Here is a 23188-nt window from a genome sequence, read left to right on the forward strand (position 1 = left end):
GATACCGCTCGCCTGTTCGCAACGTTATTTCTTTCCCGCCAGCTTGTCCTTGAGCCCGGCGAGCGCGCCGAACGGACCGGCTTCGTCCTCGCCCAGGATTCCGGCCTCGCGCAGCGCCGCTTCGGCATTGGGGCCGCGCGGAAAGGGATCGAGCGCAAGGGCGAGCGTTTCCGCCGCGACCTCGCCAAGGTCGATCGCGCCGCCCTCCAGCGGGAGGACGTCGATCCCGTCGTCGTCGAGCTCCACTTCCTCGCCGGCGGCCGAATCCTCGACGAAGCGAAGGTCGACGGTTTCGGCGATCCGCGCGGGCAGCGGCTCATCGGTGATCGAGCAGCGCTGGGTCGCCTCCGCCTGCACCTTCCCAGACACGGCGATCCCGCCGGCGACGCGCTGCACGGTGAAGCTGCCCTCCAGGCGCTTGATCCCGATCAGGTTGAACCGGCGCGCGAGCGCGGCGCGCTGCGTCTCGTCAGCGGCGATGGTTTCGGTCCGCGCGCCTTCGCCGATCATGTCGATGCGGACGGGATGGGAGAATTCGGGGGTCATGCCAGTCGGCCTTCGCGCAGCGCGGATAGGGGAACGGTGGCGAGCGCGGCATGCAGTGCCTGCAACTGGTCGCTGACATAGCGCGCCTGCGATTCGCCGGGTGCCTCGCCGCGCCACAGGTTGCGGATCAGCCCGTCGGTAAGGTCGCCGGCGGCGATCCCCTCACGGTAGGTGCCGAGCCGGCCACCCAGCATCCCCATCATGCGCCCGACATGCTTGCCGACGACGATATCGCCAAAGCCGATCTGCCGCACCTGCGCGTCCATGTCGTCGACGAATCGCTCGGTCAGGTCGGTCGAGAGCGTGGCGGCGGCAAGGTCGCCCGGCGGTTCTGCCTCGATCCGCAGCATCACCATGGCGAGAACCGCGGCCACCATGTCGAACCGCCCGTCGAGCGTATCGGGCGCGCCGCCATCGAGATACCAATGCGGTTCGCGCGCCTTTGCCACCACCGCCGCATAGAGCGGGGCCGCCGCATCGCGATTGCGCCGTCGAAACCGTTGAAGAAGAGCCAAGATCGTCGTGCCTGTCGTGCTTGTGTCAAGTGTCGTGGAGGCATATTGAGGGGAATGGCCGACGGCGCAACGGCGCGTCGCATGCCCCAAGGCCTTTTGCGGAGTAGCCATGCGTTTTCCCCTCCTGATCGCTGCCGCCATCGCGGTGACCGCGTCGGCCTGTGCGCCCCTGCGCTCGCATCAGGGCTATGTCGTCGATGCGGACCTGCTCAATTCGGTGCAGCCCGGCGTGGACAACCGGCAGTCGGTGCTGGCGACGCTGGGCCAGCCGAGCTTCGCTAGCCAGTTCAACCAGGGCGACTGGTATTACATTTCGCGCGACAGTCGGAACTATGCGTTCAATACGCCCAAGCCCAAGGAGCAGGTGACCGTCCAGATCAGCTTTGATCAGAACGGCAACGTCAGCGCGATCCGCAAGTCGGGAGTCGAGCAGGTCGCATCGATCAGCCCGACCAAGAAGACCACCCCGACGCTGGGCCGTGATCGCGGCTTCTTCGCCGACCTGTTCGGCAACATCGGCACGGTCGGCGCCGCCGGCGCGGGTGCGGGGCCGGGCGGCCGCTGAGTCTTTCGGCAACAGGGCCTTCCGGCGCCGGGGCCTTTTCGCGGCGCAGCTTTCTATCTGCTGACTGGCGTATTCTCCGGCGGTTCAGCGGCGGGGGCCGATACCTTCGATCACGGCAGGGCATTCCGCGGGAATGCCGGCCAGACGAACGGAGGTGTCTGATCATGCGTAAGTTGATCGTTTCGCTGATGATGGCCGCGACCATCGCGCCGGCTGTGGCCGCTGCACAGTCGCCGGGAGAGTTGCGCCGCGACCGGCAGGATATCCGGGAACAGCGCCGGGACCTGTATGAGGCGCAGCGCCGGGGCGACCGGCGTGATGTGCGCGAGGCCCGGCAGGACTTGCGTGAGGCACGGCGCGAATATCGTGAAGACCTGCGTGATCGCGACCGCCGCTGGAGCCGCGACGACTGGCGCGGCTATCGCAACCAGAATCGTGCGCTCTACGCCCGTGGGCAGTGGCGCGCGCCATTCCGCTACAATCAGTGGCGGCCGGGTGCGCGGATTGCGCCCAGCTATTATGCGCAGCGTTACTGGATCAACGATCCATGGCGTTATCGCCTGCCGCCGGCCCGCCCCAATACGCGCTGGGTACGCCATTACAACGACGTCCTTCTGGTCGATTACCGGCGTGGTACGGTGCTGGACGTGATCCGGAACTTTTACTGGTGACGCGAAGCGGGCCGGGCGTTTGATCGCCCGGCCCGTCCCGTTCTCGTGACCCGGAGCGGCCGCGCCGCAAGCTACGCCGCAAGCGCGGCCGGTGCCTGGCTTGGGATCCGGCACTAGTCCCGAAAGGGGGTTGGGACTAAGCGAGGGAACGCGCATGTCCCGGATTGGTTCTGTTGATGCCTGCGATTTTTGAAATGCCCGGCGAATACTTGATCCAATAGGGTTCGAACGACTTTTTGTTGCTTATGCGCAAATAATCGCACAGTCTTGGCCGGCCGTATCTGGGGGTCGGCATGCGATGGGGGAAATCGCACTCTGGTGGCTCGACGCAACAGTGCGCGAGCTTACATTGTTTGCGGCTGTCGGTTTTCTGATCGGCGGCGTGGATGATCTGTTGGTCGACGTGGTGTGGCTGTACCACCGGCTGCGTTACGGATCGACGCGTCGCTCGCTCGCCAATCTGCCGCATCCCGAAGATGCGCGTCGACTGGCGGTGTTCGTCCCGGCCTGGGACGAGGCGGCGGTGATCGGGCCGATGCTGCGCACCGCGCTCGCCCGATTCGACCATCCGTGTTTCCGCATCTACGTCGGCTGCTACCCCAACGATCCCGTGACCAGCGGCATCGTCGCCGAACTGGCGGCGCAGGATTCGCGCGTGCGGCTGGTCATCGCAACGCGGGCAGGGCCGACGACCAAGGCGGACAATCTCAACGAAATGTGGCGCGCGCTGCGGCATGACGATGCGGTCGACGGCGAGACGACGCTGGCGGTGGTGCTGCACGATGCGGAGGACGTGGTTCATCCGCTGGAGCTGATGGTGTTCGACGCGCTGATCAGCCGATACCAGCTGGTGCAGATCCCGGTGCTGCCGCTGGTCGATCGCCGCGCCCGGCTGGTGTCGGGCCATTATGCCGACGAGTTTGCCGAATCGCATGGCCGCCACATGGCGCTGCGCGCGGCATTGGGGGCGGGGTTGCCGCTGTCCGGCGTGGGCTGCGCCATCTCGGTCGCGGTGCTGGCAGCGATGGAAGACGCTTATGGGGCGCCGTTCGATGAGGACAGCCTGACCGAGGATTATGAGTTGGGGCTGCGCGCGGCGGCGCTTGGCTACCGGCCGTGCTTTGCGCGGGTCGAGGACTGGGCGGGACGGCTGGTCGCGGTGCGCGCCTTCTTCCCGGCGACGGTGGAGGCGGCGGTTCGCCAGAAGGGTCGGTGGATGACCGGCATCGCGCTCGCCGGCTGGGATCGGATCGGCTGGGCGCGCGTGCCGCACCTTGCCGATCACTGGATGCGGATGCGCGACCGGCGTGGCCCGCTGGCGGTGATCGTCCTGGCCGCCGCCTATCTGGCGATCGTGGGCTGGGGCGCGGCGGCACTGGTGCATACCATCCTGGGCTTGCCGCTGCCAGACATCAGCGAGGGCATGCGCCTGCTGCTCACCGTCAATCTCCTGTTGCTGATCTGGCGTCTCGGCTGGCGCGTGGCGTCCACCGGCCGGGCCTATGACTGGCACGAGGCGCTGTGGGCGGTGCCCCGGGCGATTGTCGGCAACGTCATATCGATGCTCGCCGCGATTCGCGCCGCCGCCCAATATGTGCGGATGCTGAGCGGGTCGCCCCCGCGTTGGGACAAGACCGTGCATGTCTTCCCTGAGGAGCTGCCGGCATGACGGCCCGGACTGGGCGCCCGCTGCGCTTTCTGGTCGGCCTGCTGGGGCTGTGGATCGGCCTGCGGGCATTGCAATTGTGGCCTGGTGACGTTGCACTCGCGGCCGAAACCCGGGCGGTGGCGGCCAGGGCAGAGCCGGCGATGGCGCCGCGCATCCTGGCGATCATCGCGGCGCCGTTTGCGCGACCGCAGGAGGTGGCGGCCCGGCCACCGGCCGAACCGGCGCGAGTCATTGTGGCGTCGCCCCCGGCCATGTCGGTCGCGGCGACGTCGCGCGCGCTGCCCGACATGCCGGGTGCGGGCGCCCCGGTGCGATTGACGCCGGCGAACGAGGTCCGGCCGCGCTACGTGCCGTCGGCCGACATGCGGGTCAGGGCGGTCGAGACGCTCGCTTTTTCATACGATCTGCCGCGGCAATCGTCGCCCGCGGCGGGAGAGTGGGAGCGGCCAAGATTGGTGCCGCCTAGTCCGGGAGGTCACTCCACCCATGCCGTCCCGCCGCCCGCGAGCCAAGCCAGCGTCGCGGCCGGTGCGCCATTGCCGGCGGCGCAGGGCCCGTCGCGATTTGGTGGCAGTGCCTGGGCGATCTTGCGGCCGGGCGATGCGGCGCCGTTCGTCCCGCAGCTCGGCGGAAGCCAGGCGGGGGCGCGGCTGACCTATGCCATCGATGCCGCGCGGCGACTGTCGATCGCCGGGCGGTTCTCGGGGGCGCTGGAAAGCCGGCAGAGCGAGGCCGCGATTGGGCTCGACTGGCGGCCGACGTCGCTGCCGGTGCATGTCGTCGCCGAGCAGCGCATCGGCATCGATCGCGCACGGGGCGGCCCGGCGCTGGGGCTGGTCGGTGGCTTTGGCCCGTTGCCGCTGACTTCGTGGCTGATGCTGGACGGCTATGCGCAGGGCGGCGGGATCGCGCGCGACGGGATCGAGGGCTATGTCGATGGGGCGATGCGGATCAGCTACCCGCTGGCCCGGCTGGGCCCGGCGCGGATCGACCTGGGGCTGGGGGCATGGGGTGCGGCGCAGCGCGGGGCGTCGCGTGTCGACGCCGGGCCGTGGCTGTCGACCGCTTTGCCGGTCGCGGGCCGATCGTTGCGATTGTCGCTTGAATGGCGACAGCGGCTGGCGGGCCGCGCAACGCCGTCTTCCGGTCCGGCACTGACCATCGGCACCGATTTCTGACCGCTGGCGCTTCCCCGCCGCGGCCGATCGGCATATCGACGGTGGCATGGATCTGTACCTCCCGATCGCGAACCTGTCGGTCAACGCGCTCGTGATCATCGCGCTGGGCGCGGGCGTGGGTCTGCTATCGGGCATGTTCGGGGTGGGCGGCGGGTTCCTCACCACGCCGTTGCTGATCGTCTACGGCATCCCGCCGACCGTTGCCGCCGCCTCTGCCGCGAGCCAGGTGACGGGGGCGAGCGTGTCCGGCGTGTCGGCCTATTTCCGGCGCGGCGGCGTGGACGTGCAGATGGGCGGCGTGATGGTCGTCGGGGGCATATTGGGATCGCTGTTCGGCGCCTGGCTGTTCCGCCTGCTGCAAGCGAGCGGGCAGATCGATACCGCCATTGCCATCACCTATGTCCTGCTGCTCGTTTCCATCGGCGGGCTGATGCTGAAGGAATCGTTGGAGGCGATCGCCGTCAGCCGTGGCCGGCGCGCGGCACCGGCGCGCCGGCGGCGGCACCATCCGCTGGTCGCGTCGCTGCCGTTTCGCATGCGATTTTACCGTTCGGGCCTGTACATTTCGCCGCTCGCCCCCCTGTTGCTGGGGTTCGGGACCGGCATCCTCACCATCCTGCTGGGCGTCGGCGGCGGTTTCGTGCTGGTGCCGGCAATGATCTACCTCCTCGGCATGGCGACTCAGGTCGTGGTGGGCACGTCGCTGTTCCAGATTCTGTTCGTCACCGCCGCCGCGACCATGGTCCACGCCATGACGACCAAGGCGGTTGACATCGTTCTCGCTGGCCTGCTGCTGATCGGATCGGTCGTCGGCGCGCAGGTCGGTGCACATTTCGCGGCGCGTGCGCGGCCCGAATATCTGCGCCTTGCGCTGGCGTTGATGGTGTTGCTGGTGGCGGGCCGAATCGCGATCGGTCTCGGCTGGCGGCCGGACGAGATCTATTCGGTCGAGCTGTTGTGAAGCGCGCCGCGCTGATCCTGGCCGCGCCGCTGCTGATGGCGCAGGCCAAGCCGGTGCTGGTACCCGACGTGTCGCAGCGAGAGATCCGTATCGCCTACAGCTTCACCGGCGCAGAATTGCTGCTGTTCGGTGCCATCCTCTATCCGGGCGGCCGGCTGCCCGACGACAAGCATCCCACCGACCTGGTGGTGGTGGTGAAGGGCCCGGTGCAATCGATCACCGTGCGCGAGAAGGAGAAGCTTGCCGGCGTGTGGGTCAATGCGGAGGCGCTGCGGTATCGCTCGGCGCCGAGCTTCTACGCGGTCGCCTCGTCCCGCCCCGTCAGCCAGATCGTCGATGATCGCACGCGCGCGATCTACGAACTGGGGCTCGACAGCCTGCAATTATCGCCGGCATCCTCCGCGCCGCCGCCGGTGCAGGACCGGTTCGCGCGCGGGCTGGTCGACCTGCGTCGCCGCGCGGGCCTGTATTACGAGGCGCCCGGCGCGGTGGAGATCACCGAGGGCGTGTTGTACCGCACGCGCGTCAGGATTCCGGCGCGCGTGCCGGTGGGACAATTCACCGCTGAGACCTTTTTGATCCGCGACGGCAAGGTGCTGGCCGCGGCGGTGCGCGACATCACGGTGGAGAAGACCGGGTTCGAGCGGTTCGTTGCGCGCGCCGCCGATCGCCATGCTTTTGTCTATGGGTTGGCGGCGGTGGCACTGTCGGTTCTGTTGGGCTGGGGCGCGGGGCGGATCGCGCAGCGGGTGTAAGTGGCTGGCGCCGCGCCGCAATATATCGCTCACGCTCTGTTTACCCTTGTTCCGTAGACCCGCCCGGATGGGAAAAGGCGTGGAAATGCCGCATGAGTGAACTACCTGCACGTCACGTGTTCGACGCGGCGATTGCCGCGGCGGGGGCGTGCGCGCCGGCCGGCCTGGACCCGATCGGCTTCGTCACCGAGATCGGCGGCGCATCGAGCCAGGTGGTGTTCGATCCGGCGGCGCTGGCGGCGCTTGGCGCCCATGCCGATCCGGTGGTTGCCAGTGGCGGGCAGGTCGGCGGGCAGATCAAGGTGCGGGTGGGGCACAATTGGCTAATCGCCAATGTTCGCACCCTGCGGCTCGACGATTACGAGACCGGCCGCATCGTTGCCGCCGTCGACTTCCTCGGCGAGGGAGATGAGGAGAAGCTGACTGGCAAATTGTACCAGTTCCGCCGCGGCGTGACGCGCTATCCCACACCCGGCGCGGATGTTTACCCGATCTCCTCCGACGATCTTCGCCAGGTCTATGCCGCGGAAGGACGCGCGCATATCGAGGTCGGCAACGTCTATCCGACCAGCGACGTGCGCGGCGCGCTGTATGTCGATGCCATGCTCGGCAAGCATTTCGCGCTGCTGGGTTCGACCGGCACCGGCAAGTCGACGGCCGCCGCGCTGATCCTCCACCGGATCTGCGAAATGGCGCCGCAGGGCCATATCGTGATGGTCGACCCGCACGGCGAATATGCCGCCGCGTTCCGCCACAATGGCGCGATCTACGATGTGTCGAACCTTCAGATGCCGTACTGGCTGATGAACTTCGAGGAACATTGCGAGGTGTTCCTGACCACCGAGGGCGCCGAGCGGCAGGTGGATGCCGACATCCTTGCCAAATGCCTGCTCGCCGCGCGCGCCAAGAGCCGGGTCGGGGCCGAAATCCCCAAGCTGACCGTCGATGCGCCGGTGCCCTATCTGCTGAGCGACCTCACCACCCTCATCCAGCATGAGATGGGGAAGATGGACAAGGCGTCCAACACGGCACCCTATCTTCGGCTGAAGAGCAAGATCGACGAGATCAAGGCCGATCCGCGCTATGGCTTCATGTTCTCCGGCATGCTGGTCGCGGACACGATGAGCAGCTTCATCCAGCGGGTGTTCCGCCTGCCGGGTGATGGCAAGCCGATCTCGATCATCGACGTCTCGGGCGTGCCAAGCGAGATCACGTCGGTGGTCGTCGCGGTGCTGAGCCGGATGGTGTTCGACTTTGCGATCTGGTCACGCAACGAGCCGCAGCGCCCGATCCTGCTGATCTGCGAGGAGGCGCACCGCTATATCCCGCGCGATGAGGACGGGTCCTCCGTCGGCCGGATCCTGAGCCGGATCGCCAAGGAAGGGCGCAAATACGGCGTGTCGCTGGGGCTGATCACGCAGCGGCCGTCGGACCTGGCGGAGGGGGTGCTGTCGCAGTGCGGCACGATCCTGGCCATGCGCCTAAACAACGATCGGGATCAGTCGTTCGTGCGCGCGGCGATGCCCGAAGGCGCGCGCGGTTTCCTCGATTCGATCCCCGCGCTGCGCAATCAGGAATGCATCATCAGCGGGGAGGGCGTGGCGATCCCGATCCGGGTGCGGTTCGACCGGCTGGAGGAAGCGAAACGGCCGGCGTCGGCCGATCCGGTCTTCTCCCGCCTGTGGCGCGATGTCGGCCATGAGAGTGAGATCATCGAGCGCACGATCCAGAAGTGGCGCGCGCAGGGCCGCTAGGTTGGCCGGGGTGCTGACGGCGGGGCGTCAGCCCGGGCTCAATGGTCGTCGGGGCCGAGCGTCGGGTCGAGGTCACGCGGGCGGATGAAACGCGTGAGCGTACCGCCGCCGCGTACGACATCGGCCCAGCGATCAACGTCGAAGGTGATCTGCGCCAGCGTCGCCGTCGGGTATTTCTCGTCCAGCGCCGACATCAATTCGGGCGTGCCGTCGCCGGCGAGGAGCAGCGCGAAATCCTCCAGCCCCGGATTGTGCCCGATCATCAGCAGGCGGTTGCAATCGTCGGGCGCCTCGCGCGCAATCTCGAGCAGGGTGGCCGCCGAGGCGAGGTAGAGCCGTTTGTCCCACGCCGGTTCGATCGGCGCCTCATAGCCCACTGCCACTTCCGCAATGGTTTCCACGACCCGGCGCGCGGGCGAGGCGAGGATGCGGTCGAACTCTTCGCCCAGTGTGCGCAGTTGGCGCCCCATGACGCGCGCGGCCTTGCGCCCCTTGTCGTTGAGCGGGCGATCGAAATCACGCGTCACCGGATCGTCCCAGCCCGATTTGGCGTGGCGCAACAGCGTCAGCGTCTTCAAGGCTCGTCTCCGTTAGGCCGCGGGAGCCGCCTCATGCCCCAAGCCGGCGCGCGAGGAAAGCCGCGATGCGACTCGCGCCACCGCCTCGTCGAGCGGGACGCGCGAAATCGGGACACCGGCGGGGAAGGAGTCGAGCAGCCGCGACGGCGTCGCCGCCGACAGCAGCACGAATACGCCGCGATCACCGCGGGAACGGATCAGCCGGCCGAACGCCTGCGCCAGACGGGCGCGCACGATACGGTCGTCATAGGCGCTGCCGCCGCCCGCCAGCCGGCGCGCAGCGTGGAGCACGGTGGGCTTGGGCCAGGGAACGCCCTCCATCACCACCATGCGCAGCGAATGGCCGGGCACGTCGACGCCGTCGCGCAGCGCGTCGGTGCCCAGCAGCGAGGCGTGCGGATCGTCGCGGAAGATATCGACGAGCGTGCCGGTATCGATCGGATCGACATGTTGCGCGAGGAGCGGAAGGCCAGCGCGGGCGAGCCGGTCGGCGATCCGCGCATGCACGCCGCGCAGCCGACGGATCGCGGTGAACAGCCCCAGCGTTCCGCCGCCCGCCGCCTCGATCAGCCGGGCGTAAGCGTTGCTGAGCGCCGGTACGTCGCCGCGCTTCACATCGGTGACGATGATGACTTCGGCGTTGCCGGCATAATCGAACGGGCTCGCCGCCTCGAACCGTGCCGCCGCGCCGGTGAGATGCGGCGCGCCGACGCGGGCCTCCGCCGTTTCCCATGTGCCGCCTGCGGTCAGCGTGGCGGAGGTGACCAGCGCGCCATGCGCCGGCTTCAGCACGATCTCGGCAAAGGGGCGGGTGGGGTCGAGCCAGCGGCGGTGAAGCCCGATGTCATATTCGCGCCCCTCGACCCGGTCGACGGCGAGCCAGTCGACGAAGTCGGGGCTGGCCGGCGCGCCGACGCGGGCGATGAGGGCGAGCCACGCCGAGACACTTTCCGCGCGCCAGCCAAGCGAGGCGATGGCGCCCTCCACCCGGGCGCGGGCCTGGCCGTCGAGCCAGTCGGGCGCATCGTTCAGCACCGCCTCCAGCCGCTTTCCGAGCACGACGAGGGGGCGGTAGAGCGCATCGAGTGCCTCGGCAGCATGAGCGGCGGCCTCGATCAGCTCGGGCGAGGGTTCGGCCAGTTCGGTTTCGAGCCCATAGCCCGCGTCATCGGGGCCCTCTGCGCGGGCGAAGGTGAGCGCCCGTACGCTGGCCAGCAGCGCCTCGATCGGGCCGAACGGCGCGCCCTCAATGATGCGTTGCAGCCAGCCGTCGGCGGCAAGGCCATGGGCGGCCTTCACCGCGTCGGCGATCGCCTGTGCGCCTGCCTCATCGTAGCTGGCGACATCGGACAGGCGCGCGGCCAGGCCCCGTCGGCGTCCGCGGCTGCCGGCCTCGGGGCCGATGATCCAGCGGCGCAGCTCGATCGTTTCCTGGCCGGTGAGCGCGGTGGCGAACATCGAATCCGCGGCATCGAACAGGTGATGCCCCTCATCGAACACATAGCGGCTGGGGCGGGTGGCCGTTTCGCGCCCGCGCGCCGCATTGACCATCACCAGCGCATGGTTGGCGATCACGATGTCGGCATCGGCGGAGGCGCGGGCGGCGCGCTCGATGAAGCATTTCCGATAATGCGGACAGCCGGCGTAGATGCACTCGCCGCGCCGGTCGGTGAGTGCGACCGAGCCGTTGCGCCGGAACAGGGTGGTCAGCCAGCCGGGAAGGTCGCCGCCCATCATGTCGCCATCGGCGGTATAGGCGGCCCAGCGCGCGACCAGTTGCGCCAGCACCGCCGCGCGCCCGGCGAAGCCGCCCTGCAGCGCATCCTCCAGATTGAGCAGGCAGAGATAATTCTCCCGCCCCTTGCGCGTGACGACCCGCGCGCGACGCTCCGCCTCATCGGGATAGACGCGCTGCGTTTCGTGGCCGAGCTGCCGTTGCAGCGCCTTGGTATAGGTGGACACCCACACAGCGCCGCCGGCAGTGCGTGACCAGAGGCTGGCCGGCGCCAGATAGCCCAGGGTCTTGCCGATCCCGGTGCCGGCCTCCGCCAGCACCAGATTGGGGCTGTCGCGCCCCACGCGCGGTGAGAAGGCGTGCGCCGCCGCGGCGGCGAAATCACGCTGGCCCTGGCGCGGTTCGGCGGCGGCGCCGACCAGCGTCGTCAGCGTGCGCTGAGTCGCATCGGCGTCCAGGCTGATCGCACGGGGCGCAGGGCGCGGTGCGCTTTCCTCCCATTCCGGCAGCCGCGAGAAGAGCCAGGGTTCGTCCCGCGCCGGCTTGCGCAAGCGGCTGGCGAGCAGCGGTCCCCAGGACCAGCGCAGCCGCGCCAGTGTCTGCGCCGCCGCCCAGGCGCCTTCCCGCTCGGGCCAGTCGCCGTCGGTTATTTCCAGCAGCCGCAGGGCGGCAGTGCGCAGGAAGGGCGCGATGTCGCTGTCGCTCGCCGGGACGTCGAGCCCGGTGACGGTCGCCAGTCCCTTGGGCGTCGGCACCATGAAGCGAGCCGGTCGCAGAAAGGCGAACAGCTCTAGGATGTCGAGACCCGACAGATCGGCATAGCCCAGCCGCTGCCCGACCAGCGGCGCGTTCATCACGATCATCGGCGTATCGGCGGCGGCACGGATCGCCTCGCCGCGCGACACGCCGCGCACGCCGTCGTCGCTCGCGATCCAGGTGCCCGTATGGCTCGCGTGCAGCGCCGGATAGGGAAGAGCGATCACGCCGCCAGCGTTAGAACAAACGGAAAACCTGTTCCAGTGCTCTTCGTCGGCGGGTTGCCGCGCGCCTCGCCGGATCGATGCCGATCATCGCCACAACACCCTTGCCTGATCGCAATTCCGCTATTGCGAACGTTTAGCATCAGTGAGGCTGTGCTCTCGTCGGTTGATCGGCACACACGACCTATCAAGGCTGGATTCCCGACCGCCGCTGTGCTTAAGGCTGCCTGTTTTCGGTTTTGTAAGGCGAGCTCCGGCATGAACATCCACGAATATCAGGCCAAGGAACTGCTGGCGAAGTTCGGCGTGCCCGTTCCCGCGGGCTATGCGGCGATGACCGTCGAGGAAGCAGTGGAAGCCTCCAAGAAGCTGCCCGGGCCGCTTTATGTCGTGAAGGCGCAGATCCACGCCGGCGGCCGCGGCAAGGGCAAGTTCAAGGAACTGCCGGCTGAGGCCAAGGGTGGTGTCCGCCTCGCCAAGACCGAGGACGAGGTTCGCCACGCCGCGACCGAGATGCTCGGCAACACGCTGGTGACGATCCAGACGGGTGATGCCGGCAAGCAGGTCAACCGCCTGTACGTCACCGACGGCGTCGACATCGCCAAGGAATTCTACCTCGCCGTGCTGGTCGATCGCGCCACCGGCCGCGTCGCCTTCGTCGTATCGACCGAAGGTGGCATGGACATCGAGACCGTTGCGCACGACACGCCGGAGAAGATCCACACCTTCGCCGTCGATCCGGCAACGGGTTTCCAGCCGCACCACGGCCGCGCCGTCGCGCATGCGCTGGGCCTTACCGGCGATCTCGCCAAGCAGGCGCAGAGCCTCGCGAGCAAGGTATATGACGCCTTCCTCGGCACCGACGCATCGCAGATCGAGATCAACCCGCTCGCGGTGACCGACGACAACAAGCTGATGGTGCTCGACGCCAAGGTCGGGTTCGACGGCAACGCCATGTTCCGTCACAAGGACCTGGCCGAGCTGCGCGACGAGACCGAGGAAGATCCGGCCGAGCTGGAAGCGTCGAAGTACGACCTCGCCTACATCAAGCTCGATGGCGACATCGGCTGCATGGTCAACGGCGCGGGCCTTGCCATGGCGACGATGGACATCATCAAGCTGAACGGCATGTTCCCGGCGAACTTCCTCGACGTCGGCGGCGGCGCGTCGAAGGAGAAGGTGACCGCGGCGTTCAAGATCATCCTTGCCGATCCGAACGTGAAGGGCATCCTCGTCAACATCTTCGGTGGCATCATGAAGTGCGACATCATCGCCGAGGGCATCGTTGCCGCGGCGAAGGAAGTTAATCTGTCGGTACCGCTTGTCGTTCGGCTCGAGGGTACCAATGTCGAGAAGGGCAAGGAAATCCTCGCGAATTCCGGCCTCGCCATCGTTCCTGCGAACGACCTGGGCGATGCCGCGCAGAAGATCGTCGCCGAGGTGAAGAAGGCGGCGTAAGTTTCGACTGATCGTTCTCCATCGTCATGCCGGCTTCGGCCGGCATCTCCCCGACGTGGAGCGCGACACAACCGGGAGACCCCGGCGCTTGCCGGGGTGACGCTTGGGAGAGTGGAATGAAGGTTCTGGTGCCGGTCAAGCGCGTGCTTGACTACAACGTAAAGCCCCGCGTGAAGGCGGACGGGACGGGGGTCGATCTGGCCAACGTCAAGATGAGCATGAACCCGTTCGACGAGATCGCGGTCGAGGAAGCCATCCGCCTGAAGGAAAAGGGCGTGGCGACCGAGATCGTGGTCGTGTCGATCGGTGAGGCGAAGGCGCAGGAAACGCTGCGTACCGCGCTCGCCATGGGTGCGGATCGTGCGATTCTCGTCACCTCGGACGACAAGGTCGAGCCGCTCGCCGTCGCGAAGATCCTGAAGGCGGTTGCCGCCGAGGAACAGCCGCAGCTCATCATCCTGGGCAAGCAGGCGATCGACGACGACAACAATCAGACCGGTCAGATGCTTGCCGGCCTGCTCGGCTGGGGCCAGGGCACGTTCGCGTCCAAGGTCGAGGTCGAGGGCGAGACCGTCAAGGTCACGCGCGAAGTGGACGGCGGTCTAGAGACCGATTTGTTCAAGCTGCCGGCGATCGTCACCACCGATCTTCGCCTGAACGAGCCGCGCTACGCCTCGCTGCCGAACATCATGAAGGCGAAGTCGAAGCCGCTCGCGACCAAGACCGCCGCCGATTACGGCGTCGACACCGCGCCGCGCGTCAAGACGCTGAAGGTCGTCGAGCCGGGCAAGCGCCAGGCCGGCATCAAGGTCGCTGACGTCGACGAGCTGGTGATGAAGCTCAAGGCGATGGGCGTCGCGAAGTAAGCGCACCGCCGGTCACTGATCCCGTTCAGGGCGCCGCGTGGACGCGGCCCCGACGGGGAGAGGAAAGAGGTTCAAGATGAAGACTCTGGTTTGGGTCGAGCATGACGGTTCGACCGTCAAGGATGCCACGCTCGCCGCGGTGACCGCCGCGTCGAAGCTGGGTGAAGTTCACCTGCTGGTTGCCGGCAAGGGTGTCGATGGCGTGGCGCAGGAAGCTGCCAAGATCGCCGGCGTCGGCAAGGTCCACGTCGCTGACGACGACGCCTATGCGCATGCGCTGGCCGAGAACGTCGCGCCGCTGGTCGTCGAGCTGATGGGCCATCACGACGCGTTCGTTGCGCCGGCCACCACGTCGGCCAAGAACATCGCGCCGCGCGTCGCCGCGCTGCTCGACGTGATGCAGATCTCCGAAGTGCTGTCGGTCGAGAGCGAGGACACGTTCACGCGTCCGATCTACGCCGGCAACGCGATCGCGACGGTGCAGACGTCGGACGCGAAGAAGGTGCTGACCGTCCGTACCACGGCGTTCGAGAAGGCAGCGGCAGAGGGTGGTTCGGCGGCCGTCGAAGCAGTCGCCTCAACCGGCGACCAGGGCCTGTCGACCTACGAGAGCTCGGAAATCGCCAAGAGCGCGCGTCCGGAGCTGGCCAGCGCGAAGATCATCGTCTCCGGTGGCCGCGCGCTGCAGAATGGCGAGAACTTCAGCGCGCTGATCGAGCCGCTGGCCGACAAGCTGGGTGCCGGTGTCGGCGCCAGCCGCGCGGCGGTGGACGCTGGCTTCGTGCCGAACGACTATCAGGTCGGCCAGACCGGCAAGATCGTCGCCCCGGAAGTCTATATCGCGGTTGGCATCTCCGGCGCGATCCAGCACCTTGCCGGCATGAAGGATTCCAAGACCATCATCGCCATCAACAAGGACGAGGATGCCCCGATCTTCCAGGTCGCGGACATCGGCCTCGTCGGCGACCTGTTCAAGGTCGTCCCGGAGCTGACCGAGAAGCTCTGATCCCGTTCCGGCGCGGTCCAGCGGATCGCGCCACGGCCGGCGGCGCTCTGATGAGCGTCGCCGCTGCTGCTGCCGAGACGCCATGTGCGTGCGCTCTGCCGCAGGATGGCAGCCAGTCGCCGCTCATCTGTGCGGCGCGATCTTCCCCAAACACACGTCACCGCTGCATTGCAGAGGCTGGGCCGCGTCGTCTAAGCCGATCGCAATGGGTGGATTAGATAGAAGCGTGATGCGCCTGCCGCTGGTCGCCGTTCTGGCGCTTGCCCTGTCCGCCTGCGCCTCGCAGAAATTCCGTCCGGTCAGCGACACGCCCGTCAGGATCGGCAAGCCTTATACGGTGCGTGGCGTGACCTATACGCCAACGCCCGACCCGAACCTGGACGTTCTGGGCTATGCCAGCTGGTACGGCTCGGAAAGCGGAAACCGGGTCGCGCTGGGCGAGCGGTTTCGCCCCAAATGGGTGACGGCGGCGCACCCGACCCTGCCGCTGCCAAGTTATGTCGAGGTGACGTCGCTGGAGACGGGGCGAACGATCGTCGTGCGCGTCAACGACCGTGGCCCCTTCGCCCGGGGGCGGGTGATCGACCTGTCGCGTGGGGCGGCCGAGCAACTGGGCGCGAAACGGGCCGGTATCATCCCGGTGCGCGTGCGGATCGTCGACCCGCCGGAGAAGGACCGCAAGCGGCTTCGTCGCGGGAAGCCGGCGCGGGAGCGCGAGCGCGTGTCGGATCAGGCACTGGCCAATCTGCGCGCGCAATTGGCCGCCGGCGTGCGGCAGGGGCTGGTTCAGGCGCCCTGAAGCGCGCAGGCGAACCGCGTGGCCGCTCAGGGCCTTTTGGGGGCTGCTTCGCGCGCCGCCGGACTGGCGAGCCGCTTGGTAACCATATCATTGCCCTGCGCGCGGGCGACCTCGGCGGCGGTTCGGCCTGAGGCGTCGGCCAGCGCGGGATCGGCGCCAGCGGCGAGGAGCAGCTCGATCTGGCGGGTGCGATTGAACAGCGCGGCCATCATCAGCGCGGTCTGTCCGGCCTTGTTGCGCGCATTCACGTCGCAGCCGGCAGCGAGCAGGCGCTCGGCGATCGCATCCTCACCCTTGAAGGCGACGCCCATCAGCGCGGTATTCCCCTGGCCCGCGTCAGCCAGGCAGGCGTCGGCGCCGGCGGCGAGCAGCGCGTCGAGCGTGTCGCGATGCCCGGCGTAAGCGGCGAGGATCACGGGCGTGAACCCGCGGCGATCGCGGGCATTGGCGTCTGCACCGGCGGTGATCAGCGGGGCGATCAGATCGGTGCGGCCGAGCCGTGCGGCCTCGAACAGCAATTCCTGTCGGCGTTCCGGGGAGGGAAGCGCAGCGGCGGGAGCGGGCGGCGAGGAGGCGGCGCCCTGCGGGGTGGTCCCCGCCAGTAGCGCAGCCGCGATCAGCGAAATCATATTGGTGTTCCGAAAGAAAGGGGCCGCCCGCCGTGGCAGGCGGCCCGGAGGGTGTTAGTTGGTGGGCTGTTCGGGGTTGGCCGCCTGATATTCGGCGACGGCGCGCTTCACCTCGGCGAGCGGCACGTTGACCGCCTTCGCCATGCGCGTGCCGTAGTCCGGGTCGGCCTGGTAGAAATAGCTCACCATGATCGTGCGGGTACGGTCCGAGCGCACCTGCCCGAGATCGGCGGCAAGGTTGCGGATCAGGTCGACCTTTTCCGCGGCCGGCAGCGAACGGTAGAAGATGCCGGCCTGCTTGAAGTTGTTGGTCTTCGCGATCGGCCGCGAATCCACCACCGCATTCACCGTGTAGGTCGAGTTGCGGAACGTGTCGGCCGTTTCCTTGGACGCTGCGGCCGCCGGGAAATAATTGACGCTGCTGTCACGGCCTGACGCATTGAGCTGCCCATCCTGGTTGTTGTTCACGACCGCCACGCGCGGGCGATTGACCGGCAGCGACATGACATTCGCGCCAACGCGATAGCGCTGCGTATCGGCATAGGAGAACAGGCGGCCCTGAAGCATGCGATCGGGCGAGGGCTCGATCCCCGGGACCATGTTGGAGGGGGCAAAGGCGGACTGTTCGGTCCATTCGAAGAAATTGTCCGGCACCTTGTTGAGCGTCATCTCGCCGATCTTGCGGAACGGCACGCCCAGCCACTCCTTGGTGTCGTCGAAGGGATTATAGTCGAGCTTGGCAAACTCGCTTTCGGGCATGATCTGGATCATCAGATCCCAGCTCGGGAAATTGCCCTTGGCGATTTCCGCATAAAGATCATCGGTCAGATAGTTGAAGCCGGCCTTTACCGCGTCGTCCGCCTTGTAATTGTGGACGCCCTGGCGGCTGATCCAGCGGAACTTGGCGAAAACCGTCTCGCCCTTCGCATTGACCAGCTTGAACGCGTGCACGCCATTGCCGTCCATCGTGCGGTACGAGGCGGGCGTGCCCAGGTTGGAGAAGACCTGGGTGATCATGTTGGTCGCCTCGGGCGTGGCCGAGAAGAAGTCGAAGAAGCGGTTGGGATCCTGCTTGTTGAGCACGGGATCGGGCTTCAGCGAATGGATCATGTCCGGGAACTGGATCGCATCGCGGATGAAGAAGATGGGCAGGTTGTTGCCCACCAGGTCCCAATTGCCCTGATCGGTGTAGAATTTCGTCGCGAAGCCATGCGGGTCGCGGGCGAATTCAGGACTGTCCTTGCCGTGGATCACGGTGGAGAAGCGGACGAACACCGGCGTTTCCTTGCCCTGCGCGAAGAGCGATGCCTTGGTCAGGTCGGAAATGTCCGCGGTCGCCTTGAACACGCCATGGGCACCAGTGCCGCGGGCATGAACGACGCGCTCGGGCACGCGCTCACGATCGAAACGGGCAAGCTTTTCGATGAGGTGCGCGTCTTCCAGCAGGACCGGGCCGAAATCGCCGGCGGCCTTGGAATGACGATTCTCGCCGATCGGCGCGCCATTGTCGCGCGTGAACTGCATGGCGGGGCCGCGCGAGAGGTCGACGCGCGGCGGTGCAGCGCCCGGGGCCACCGGTGCCGGGCCGGTCTGCATCCGCGCGGCGGCCGACGCATCGGCATCGCTCACCGACTGTGCAATGGCGGGAAGAGGGAGCGCGACCCCTCCGAGGAGCAACGCGGCCGCGCGGAGCGCGCGCGCCTTCAAGCTGGCGTTCATCACATATCTCTTTGTTGTGCCGCGGCGCCGCGCGGCGAGGTGGGTTCCGGTCTCTGCCGGGTCACGTCCCACTAAGAGCAGTCGATTCCGCCACGAAACGAGATTGCCCGCTTACACAAATCGAACAATCTGATGATGAAGCCCAGGCGGTCCCACCGGCTCGGTGCCGTCGGATGCTGTTGAGGCGCGCTGATGCGCGACCCGGCGAGCCTGTTGAATGAGGCAAAAATGGGAAAATCAAAAAAGCCCTGCCAAGCGGATCGCCTGGCAGGGCTTTTTATGGTGGGCGTGGCAAGGATTGAACTTGCGACCCCTGCGATGTCAACACAGTGCTCTACCACTGAGCTACACGCCCACGGGGAGCGGCGCCATTAGCCGGGCTGCCGGGGGTGCGCAACCCCTGTTCAGCTCGCACCCTGAAATTCTCCCACTTCGAACATGCGATCGACCTCCATCACGAGATCGCGCAGGTGGAACGGCTTTGAGAGGACACGGGCCTGCGGCATTGCCTGGCCAGCCTTCAGCGTGACGGCGGCGAAGCCGGTGATGAACATGACGCGCAGCTTGGGGCGGATCTCCCCGGCTTTCTGCGCCAGTTCGATGCCATCCATTTCGGGCATGACGATATCGGTGAGGAGAAGGTCGAATTCCTCCTCCTCGATGAGCGGCAGCGCGGCCGTGCCGCGGTCCACCGCGGTGACCGCATATCCGGACCTTTCCAGCGCACGCGCCAGATATTCGCGCATGACCTGGTCGTCCTCGGCCAGCAAAATTCGGATCATTCGTGGGTTCCTGTGATCAACCGGCAGCTTATGGGAAGATCGCTTAATATTTTCCAGACGCGCGTTGATCGCTGTGCGCCCGCATTGCGAGACGTGCCGCCTGCCCATAGGTTGGCGAGCGATGGACGCGTGCTTCATCTCATACGGTGACGTGCCGCCCGCCAGCCCGGTCGTGCTGTCGGTGCCGCACGCGGGGCGCTGCTATCCCGAGGGCGTGCGCGATTCGCTGCGGGTGCCGTTCGCGGCGCTGACGATGCTGGAAGACCGGCTGATCGATTCGGTGGCGATGGCCGCGCGTGGCGGCGAGACGACGCTGATCCAGCAGGCGGCGCGCGCGTGGATCGACCTGAACCGGGCGGAGGATGATCGCGACCCGATGCTCGACGATGGCGCACGTACCGGCCACCTGAGCGCCAAGGTGCGCAGCGGGCTGGGGCTGGTGCCGCGGCGCACCACCGCGGCGGGGGAATTGTGGCGCAAGCGGCTGAGCGCCGACGACGTGATCGCGCGGATCAACGCGGCGCATCGTCCCTATCACGCGGCGCTGGCGGCGGCGTTGGCGGCCGCGCGTGCGCGTTTTGGCGTGGCGGTGCTGCTGGACCTTCATTCCATGCCGCCGATCCGTGGCAGCCGGACGCGGATCGTGATCGGGGACCGCTTCGGCCGATCGGCGGACAGCCGTTTCGTGAACCGGGTGGAGGCGGCGGTGGCAGCGGGGCACCTGCCGCAGGCGCTCAACGTCCCTTACGCCGGCGGATATATCCTGGAGCGGCACGGCGCGCCAGAGCAGGGCATTCACGCCATCCAGCTGGAGATCGATCGCTCCTTATACCTCGACAGCCGGATGGACGGCGCGGGGCCGGGACACGGGCGTATCGTGCAGCTAGTCCGCGAAATCCTCGACGCGCTGGCCGATGAGGCGATCGCTGGGCCCGAGCGGCTCGCCGCCGAATAAAAAAAACCACCCCGGGCGGTGCCCGAGGTGGCCAAGGTTCAGGGAGGAGACACACCAGAAGGTGTGCCATACGGTTCCGCGAAAGGGGGGACACGGAAACCGTACCTTTATAACATAAGAGACCGGCAATCGGTTTCAAGAACCCTGGCTGATACGGCAAAAGGTGTCGCGCGATGCCCGCGCCCCAACGACAAACGGGCGCAGGATTGTCCCCGCGCCCGTCCGGTTCATTGGAGGCTTGCCGCCAGCGCGGTCAGAGCGTCGGCTGCGGCATCTTGCCCATCTGTACCTGGCGCGCGAACACTTCGCGCATCAGCGACAGCGAGAACAGGTGCGCATACAGCAGCGGCAGCATCCCGCTCTGCACCATCTTGCGCAGCTGGTCGCCGCGCAGGCCCTGCAGCTTCTCTTCGTTGACCATCTGGAAGCCGCGATACACGAACGGCTGCTCGAACCCTTCCTGCTGGATCGAGACTTCACCGTCCATCAGCAGTTCGGATTCGCGCAGCTCGTTCATGAACTGGGCGGTGCGGGCGCCGGCCTGTTCGAACTGCTCGTTGAAGGCCAGGATGTTCTTGGTCACGTCGCTCGGCTGGCCGTTCTCGAACAGCGGCTCGCCCTCATCGAACTGGCCGATCGTGTCCGACGTCGGGTCGAAGCAGAGCGACAGCTCCTCCGCGTCGGGACGCAGGCGGGCGAGGAGATAGGGATAGCGGCGGATGTAGGCGGGGACGTAGAAGGTGTTGTCGATCAGCTTGCCGTCGGCATCGACGAACACGTTCACGCCCTCGTTCAGGCCCATCAGCGCGATCGGGATCGAATCCTCGCCGGCGGAAAAGACGATCGGCATGTAACGCTGCACCAGCGCGAATTCATCGACCGTCACCGGGATGGCGTGCTGCGTCGTCAGGAACGGCGCGGTCGCGGCCGGGCGGATCTTGTAGTCGGCATGCAGGTCGCTCGAAAGCGGCTCGAGGCCGTTGTAGAAAAGCGGAAGCTGCTGCGGCGCGCTGGCCATGATTACTCTCCAGATGCGGGTGCGGGTACGACCCAAAAAGCTCGATTTCGGCCCCTATTCGGCCACCGCGCCGGGCGCAAGCGCCACCAGTTTGCCCGGGTTGAAGATGCCATGGGGATCAAGCGCCTGCTTGATCGCGCGCAGCATCGCCATGCGCGGCGGCGGCGACAGGCGTTCCAGCTCGGCAAGCTTCATCTGGCCAATACCATGTTCGGCGGAGATCGAGCCGCCCGCCGCGACCACGAGATCGTCGACGAAGCGGGTGACGACGGGTGCTTCCCCGGCCAGCCATGTTGCGCGATCGGCGCCCCTTGGCGCACGGACGTGGAAATGGACGTTGCCGTCGCCCAGGTGGCCGAAACCACTGGCGCGGGTGCCGGGAAAGCGCGCCTCGCACGCCGCCGACGCCTCGATCAGGAAGCGGGGCATGGCCTCCACCGGCACCGAGATGTCGTGCTGCGCGGCTGGCCCGGTGGCGCGTTCGGCGTCCGAGATGGAATCGCGGATGCGCCAGAATGCCTCTGCCTGCGCCTCGTTCACGGCGATGGTCGCATCCTCGACCATGTTCTCGGCGATCGCCTGGACGAGCACGCGCTCGATGAACTGCGCAGGCGAGGGGGCGTCGGGATCGCTGATTACCGCCTCCACCAGCACGTGCCAGCGATGCTCGCCGGCAAGCGGCGCGCGGGCACCGGGAACATGCGCCAGTACTGCCGCAAGGGATTCGGCAGGCAAGAGCTCGAAGCTTTCGACCAGATCGCCCGCCGCCTGGAAGCGCCGCAAAAGGCGCAGCGCGTCGTCGGGGCTGGCAAGGCCGATCCAGCCGACCGCCCGGCTGGCAATTGCCGGGGCAAGGCGAAGCGTTGCGGCGGTGACGATGCCGAGCGTGCCCTCGGCGCCGATCAGCAGCTGGTTCGGATCATAGCCACGATTGTCCTTTTTCAACGCAGCGAGACCGTCATAAAGACTGCCATCCGCCAGCACCGCCTCCACCCCGGCCACAAGCCCGCGCATCGTGCCCCAGCGCAGCACCTGGGTACCCCCGGCGTTGGTGGAGACCAGGCCGCCGATCGTCGCGGAGCCGCGGCTGCCGAGGGTCAGCGGGAAGCGACGACCCACCGCTGCTGCCGCGGCATGGAGATCAGCGAGGATCACGCCAGCCTCGACGATCGCCAGCCCGGCATCGGCGTCGATCGAGCGAATCCGGTTGAGGCGCCGCAGCGACAGGATCGCCGCGGTGCCATCTGCGGGCGGGGTGGCGCCGCCCACCATCGAGGTGTTGCCGCCCTGCGGCACCAACGGCACCCGCTCACGGCCCGCCGCGGCGACGATCGCCTGCACCTGCGCCACGCTGTCAGGCGCAAACAGGATCGGCGCCGTGCCGTGCCACCGCTGCCGCCAGTCGGTTTCCCACGGTGCGATATCGGTACGATCAGTGACGATCGCGCGATCGGGCAGGGTATCGGCGAGCGATTGTATGAGGCGGGTCTGGCGCGGGGTCATCGCCGCTTCATCGCGCGAATTCATCAAGGGTTCAAACTTCGATGGGCAGCGACGGGGGCCTATCCATGCTGATCCGCGCCTGCCCCATGCTTCCGCTGCTCATGGCTGCGCCCCTGGCAATCGCTGCCGGGCCGGCGGACGAGCGCTATGCGCAGCTGTCGACTCGCGAGCGGATCATCATTCGCATCCCGCGGCTGCCCGGGCCGTCGCGGGCGCAGCGCGCCGCGCCGGTCACCTGGGAGGAGAAGAAGGCGCCCAAATGCGTGCCGATGGACCGGCTGGCGAGCGCCAGCATCTCCCCGGACGGCGACATCGACCTGATCGTCACCGACGGGCGCCGGCTGCGCGCCAAGCTCGACCGTGATTGCCCGACACTGAATTTCTACGGCGGCTTCTACCTGAAGCGTTCCAAGGACGGAAAGTTCTGCGCCCGGCGCGACGTGTTGCGCACCCGATCGGGCCGACAGTGTGAAATAAGTCGCTTTCGGCTGCTCATCCCGAAGAATCCGTCCTAAAAAGCGGCCTTGCGCACCGCTCTACCTTGAC

Annotated in this window: 22 protein-coding genes and 1 tRNA gene; 13 read left to right on the plus strand and 10 right to left on the minus strand. The window is 67.3% G+C overall.

Going from position 1 to position 23188, the window contains the following annotated elements; translation table 11 throughout:
* Positions 1-24: 24 nt before the first annotated feature.
* Both XM50_RS09060 and XM50_RS09065 read right to left on the minus strand, forming a co-directional pair.
* Positions 25-546 carry a YceD family protein gene (locus tag XM50_RS09060; protein ID WP_046409017.1) on the minus strand — a complete coding sequence of 174 codons (522 nt, stop codon included), beginning with the start codon at positions 544-546 and terminating at the stop codon, positions 25-27.
* Positions 543-1061 carry a ubiquinol-cytochrome C chaperone family protein gene (locus XM50_RS09065; RefSeq protein WP_046409018.1) on the minus strand — a complete coding sequence of 173 codons (519 nt, stop codon included), beginning with the start codon at positions 1059-1061 and terminating at the stop codon, positions 543-545. Before XM50_RS09065 ends, XM50_RS09060 begins: the two co-directional genes overlap by 4 nt.
* A 109-nt stretch (positions 1062-1170) precedes the next feature.
* On the opposite strand from XM50_RS09065, the gene XM50_RS09070 reads away from it, so the two are divergent.
* The 7 genes from XM50_RS09070 (at position 1171) to XM50_RS09100 (ending at position 8614) form a co-directional block, all read left to right on the plus strand.
* On the plus strand, positions 1171-1626 hold the full coding sequence (locus tag XM50_RS09070) for an outer membrane protein assembly factor BamE (protein WP_046409019.1): 456 nt from the start codon (positions 1171-1173) through the stop codon (positions 1624-1626).
* A 164-nt stretch (positions 1627-1790) separates the two neighbouring features.
* Positions 1791-2297, plus strand: coding sequence for an RcnB family protein (locus tag XM50_RS09075; RefSeq protein ID WP_046409020.1), 507 nt, complete (start codon positions 1791-1793; stop codon positions 2295-2297).
* A 298-nt stretch (positions 2298-2595) separates the two neighbouring features.
* The gene (locus XM50_RS09080) at positions 2596-3966 is read left to right on the plus strand and encodes a glycosyl transferase family protein (RefSeq protein WP_082102926.1); all 1371 of its coding nucleotides are present in this window, start codon (positions 2596-2598) and stop codon (positions 3964-3966) included.
* Entirely contained in the window at positions 3963-5144 is a 1182-nt protein-coding gene (locus XM50_RS20835) for a hypothetical protein (RefSeq protein WP_046409021.1), read from the plus strand. The genes XM50_RS09080 and XM50_RS20835 overlap by 4 nt, the downstream gene beginning before the upstream one ends.
* A 46-nt stretch (positions 5145-5190) precedes the next feature.
* On the plus strand, positions 5191-6105 hold the full coding sequence (locus tag XM50_RS09090) for a sulfite exporter TauE/SafE family protein (protein ID WP_046409022.1): 915 nt from the start codon (positions 5191-5193) through the stop codon (positions 6103-6105).
* Positions 6102-6860: a TIGR02186 family protein gene (locus XM50_RS09095; RefSeq protein ID WP_046409023.1), complete on the plus strand. Its 759-nt coding sequence runs from the start codon at positions 6102-6104 to the stop codon at positions 6858-6860. Before XM50_RS09090 ends, XM50_RS09095 begins: the two co-directional genes overlap by 4 nt.
* Positions 6861-6952: 92 nt before the next feature.
* Complete coding sequence (locus tag XM50_RS09100) at positions 6953-8614, plus strand: ATP-binding protein (RefSeq protein WP_046409025.1); 1662 nt, start codon at positions 6953-6955, stop codon at positions 8612-8614.
* A 38-nt stretch (positions 8615-8652) separates the two neighbouring features.
* Here the strand turns inward: XM50_RS09100 and XM50_RS09105 are convergent, their stop codons facing one another.
* Positions 8653-9192: a SixA phosphatase family protein gene (locus XM50_RS09105; RefSeq protein ID WP_046409026.1), complete on the minus strand. Its 540-nt coding sequence runs from the start codon at positions 9190-9192 to the stop codon at positions 8653-8655.
* A gap of 12 nt (positions 9193-9204) precedes the next feature.
* Entirely contained in the window at positions 9205-11910 is a 2706-nt protein-coding gene (locus XM50_RS09110; RefSeq protein ID WP_046409027.1) for an ATP-dependent DNA helicase, read from the minus strand.
* Positions 11911-12165: 255 nt separating this feature from the next.
* Between XM50_RS09110 and sucC the strand changes: the two genes are divergently transcribed.
* The 4 genes from sucC (at position 12166) to XM50_RS09130 (ending at position 16036) form a co-directional block, all read left to right on the plus strand.
* Entirely contained in the window at positions 12166-13365 is a 1200-nt protein-coding gene (gene sucC / locus XM50_RS09115; RefSeq protein WP_046409028.1) for an ADP-forming succinate--CoA ligase subunit beta, read from the plus strand.
* A 116-nt stretch (positions 13366-13481) separates the two neighbouring features.
* On the plus strand, positions 13482-14231 hold the full coding sequence (locus XM50_RS09120) for an electron transfer flavoprotein subunit beta/FixA family protein (protein ID WP_046409029.1): 750 nt from the start codon (positions 13482-13484) through the stop codon (positions 14229-14231).
* Positions 14232-14307: 76 nt separating this feature from the next.
* Positions 14308-15237, plus strand: a complete 930-nt coding sequence (locus XM50_RS09125; protein ID WP_046409030.1) for an electron transfer flavoprotein subunit alpha/FixB family protein — start codon at positions 14308-14310, stop codon at positions 15235-15237.
* 229 nt (positions 15238-15466) lie between these two features.
* The gene (locus tag XM50_RS09130; protein WP_443024651.1) at positions 15467-16036 is read left to right on the plus strand and encodes a septal ring lytic transglycosylase RlpA family protein; all 570 of its coding nucleotides are present in this window, start codon (positions 15467-15469) and stop codon (positions 16034-16036) included.
* A 26-nt stretch (positions 16037-16062) separates the two neighbouring features.
* On the opposite strand, the gene XM50_RS09135 is transcribed toward XM50_RS09130, so the two are convergent.
* The 4 genes from XM50_RS09135 to cpdR form a co-directional block, all read right to left on the minus strand.
* Positions 16063-16665, minus strand: a complete 603-nt coding sequence (locus tag XM50_RS09135) for an ankyrin repeat domain-containing protein (RefSeq protein WP_052742517.1) — start codon at positions 16663-16665, stop codon at positions 16063-16065.
* A 54-nt stretch (positions 16666-16719) separates the two neighbouring features.
* On the minus strand, positions 16720-18384 hold the full coding sequence (locus XM50_RS09140) for a catalase (RefSeq protein WP_046409032.1): 1665 nt from the start codon (positions 18382-18384) through the stop codon (positions 16720-16722).
* A 280-nt stretch (positions 18385-18664) separates the two neighbouring features.
* Positions 18665-18739 (minus strand) — tRNA-Val (locus XM50_RS09145).
* Positions 18740-18788: 49 nt separating this feature from the next.
* Positions 18789-19166: a cell cycle two-component system response regulator CpdR gene (gene cpdR / locus XM50_RS09150; protein ID WP_046409033.1), complete on the minus strand. Its 378-nt coding sequence runs from the start codon at positions 19164-19166 to the stop codon at positions 18789-18791.
* 121 nt (positions 19167-19287) lie between these two features.
* Here cpdR and XM50_RS09155 point away from each other — a divergent pair, with 121 nt between their 5' ends.
* The gene (locus XM50_RS09155; RefSeq protein ID WP_046409034.1) at positions 19288-20121 is read left to right on the plus strand and encodes an N-formylglutamate amidohydrolase; all 834 of its coding nucleotides are present in this window, start codon (positions 19288-19290) and stop codon (positions 20119-20121) included.
* 253 nt (positions 20122-20374) lie between these two features.
* Here the strand turns inward: XM50_RS09155 and XM50_RS09160 are convergent, their stop codons facing one another.
* The gene (locus XM50_RS09160) at positions 20375-21139 is read right to left on the minus strand and encodes a SapC family protein (protein ID WP_046409035.1); all 765 of its coding nucleotides are present in this window, start codon (positions 21137-21139) and stop codon (positions 20375-20377) included.
* 54 nt (positions 21140-21193) lie between these two features.
* Complete coding sequence (locus XM50_RS09165; protein WP_082102928.1) at positions 21194-22666, minus strand: FAD-binding oxidoreductase; 1473 nt, start codon at positions 22664-22666, stop codon at positions 21194-21196.
* A gap of 41 nt (positions 22667-22707) precedes the next feature.
* Between XM50_RS09165 and XM50_RS09170 the strand changes: the two genes are divergently transcribed.
* Positions 22708-23157, plus strand: coding sequence for a hypothetical protein (locus XM50_RS09170; RefSeq protein ID WP_231621916.1), 450 nt, complete (start codon positions 22708-22710; stop codon positions 23155-23157).
* Positions 23158-23188 lie beyond the last annotated feature (31 nt).

This window comes from Sphingomonas sp. Ag1, assembly GCF_000980895.1.
Taxonomy (GTDB): Bacteria; Pseudomonadota; Alphaproteobacteria; order Sphingomonadales; family Sphingomonadaceae; genus Sphingomonas; species Sphingomonas panaciterrae.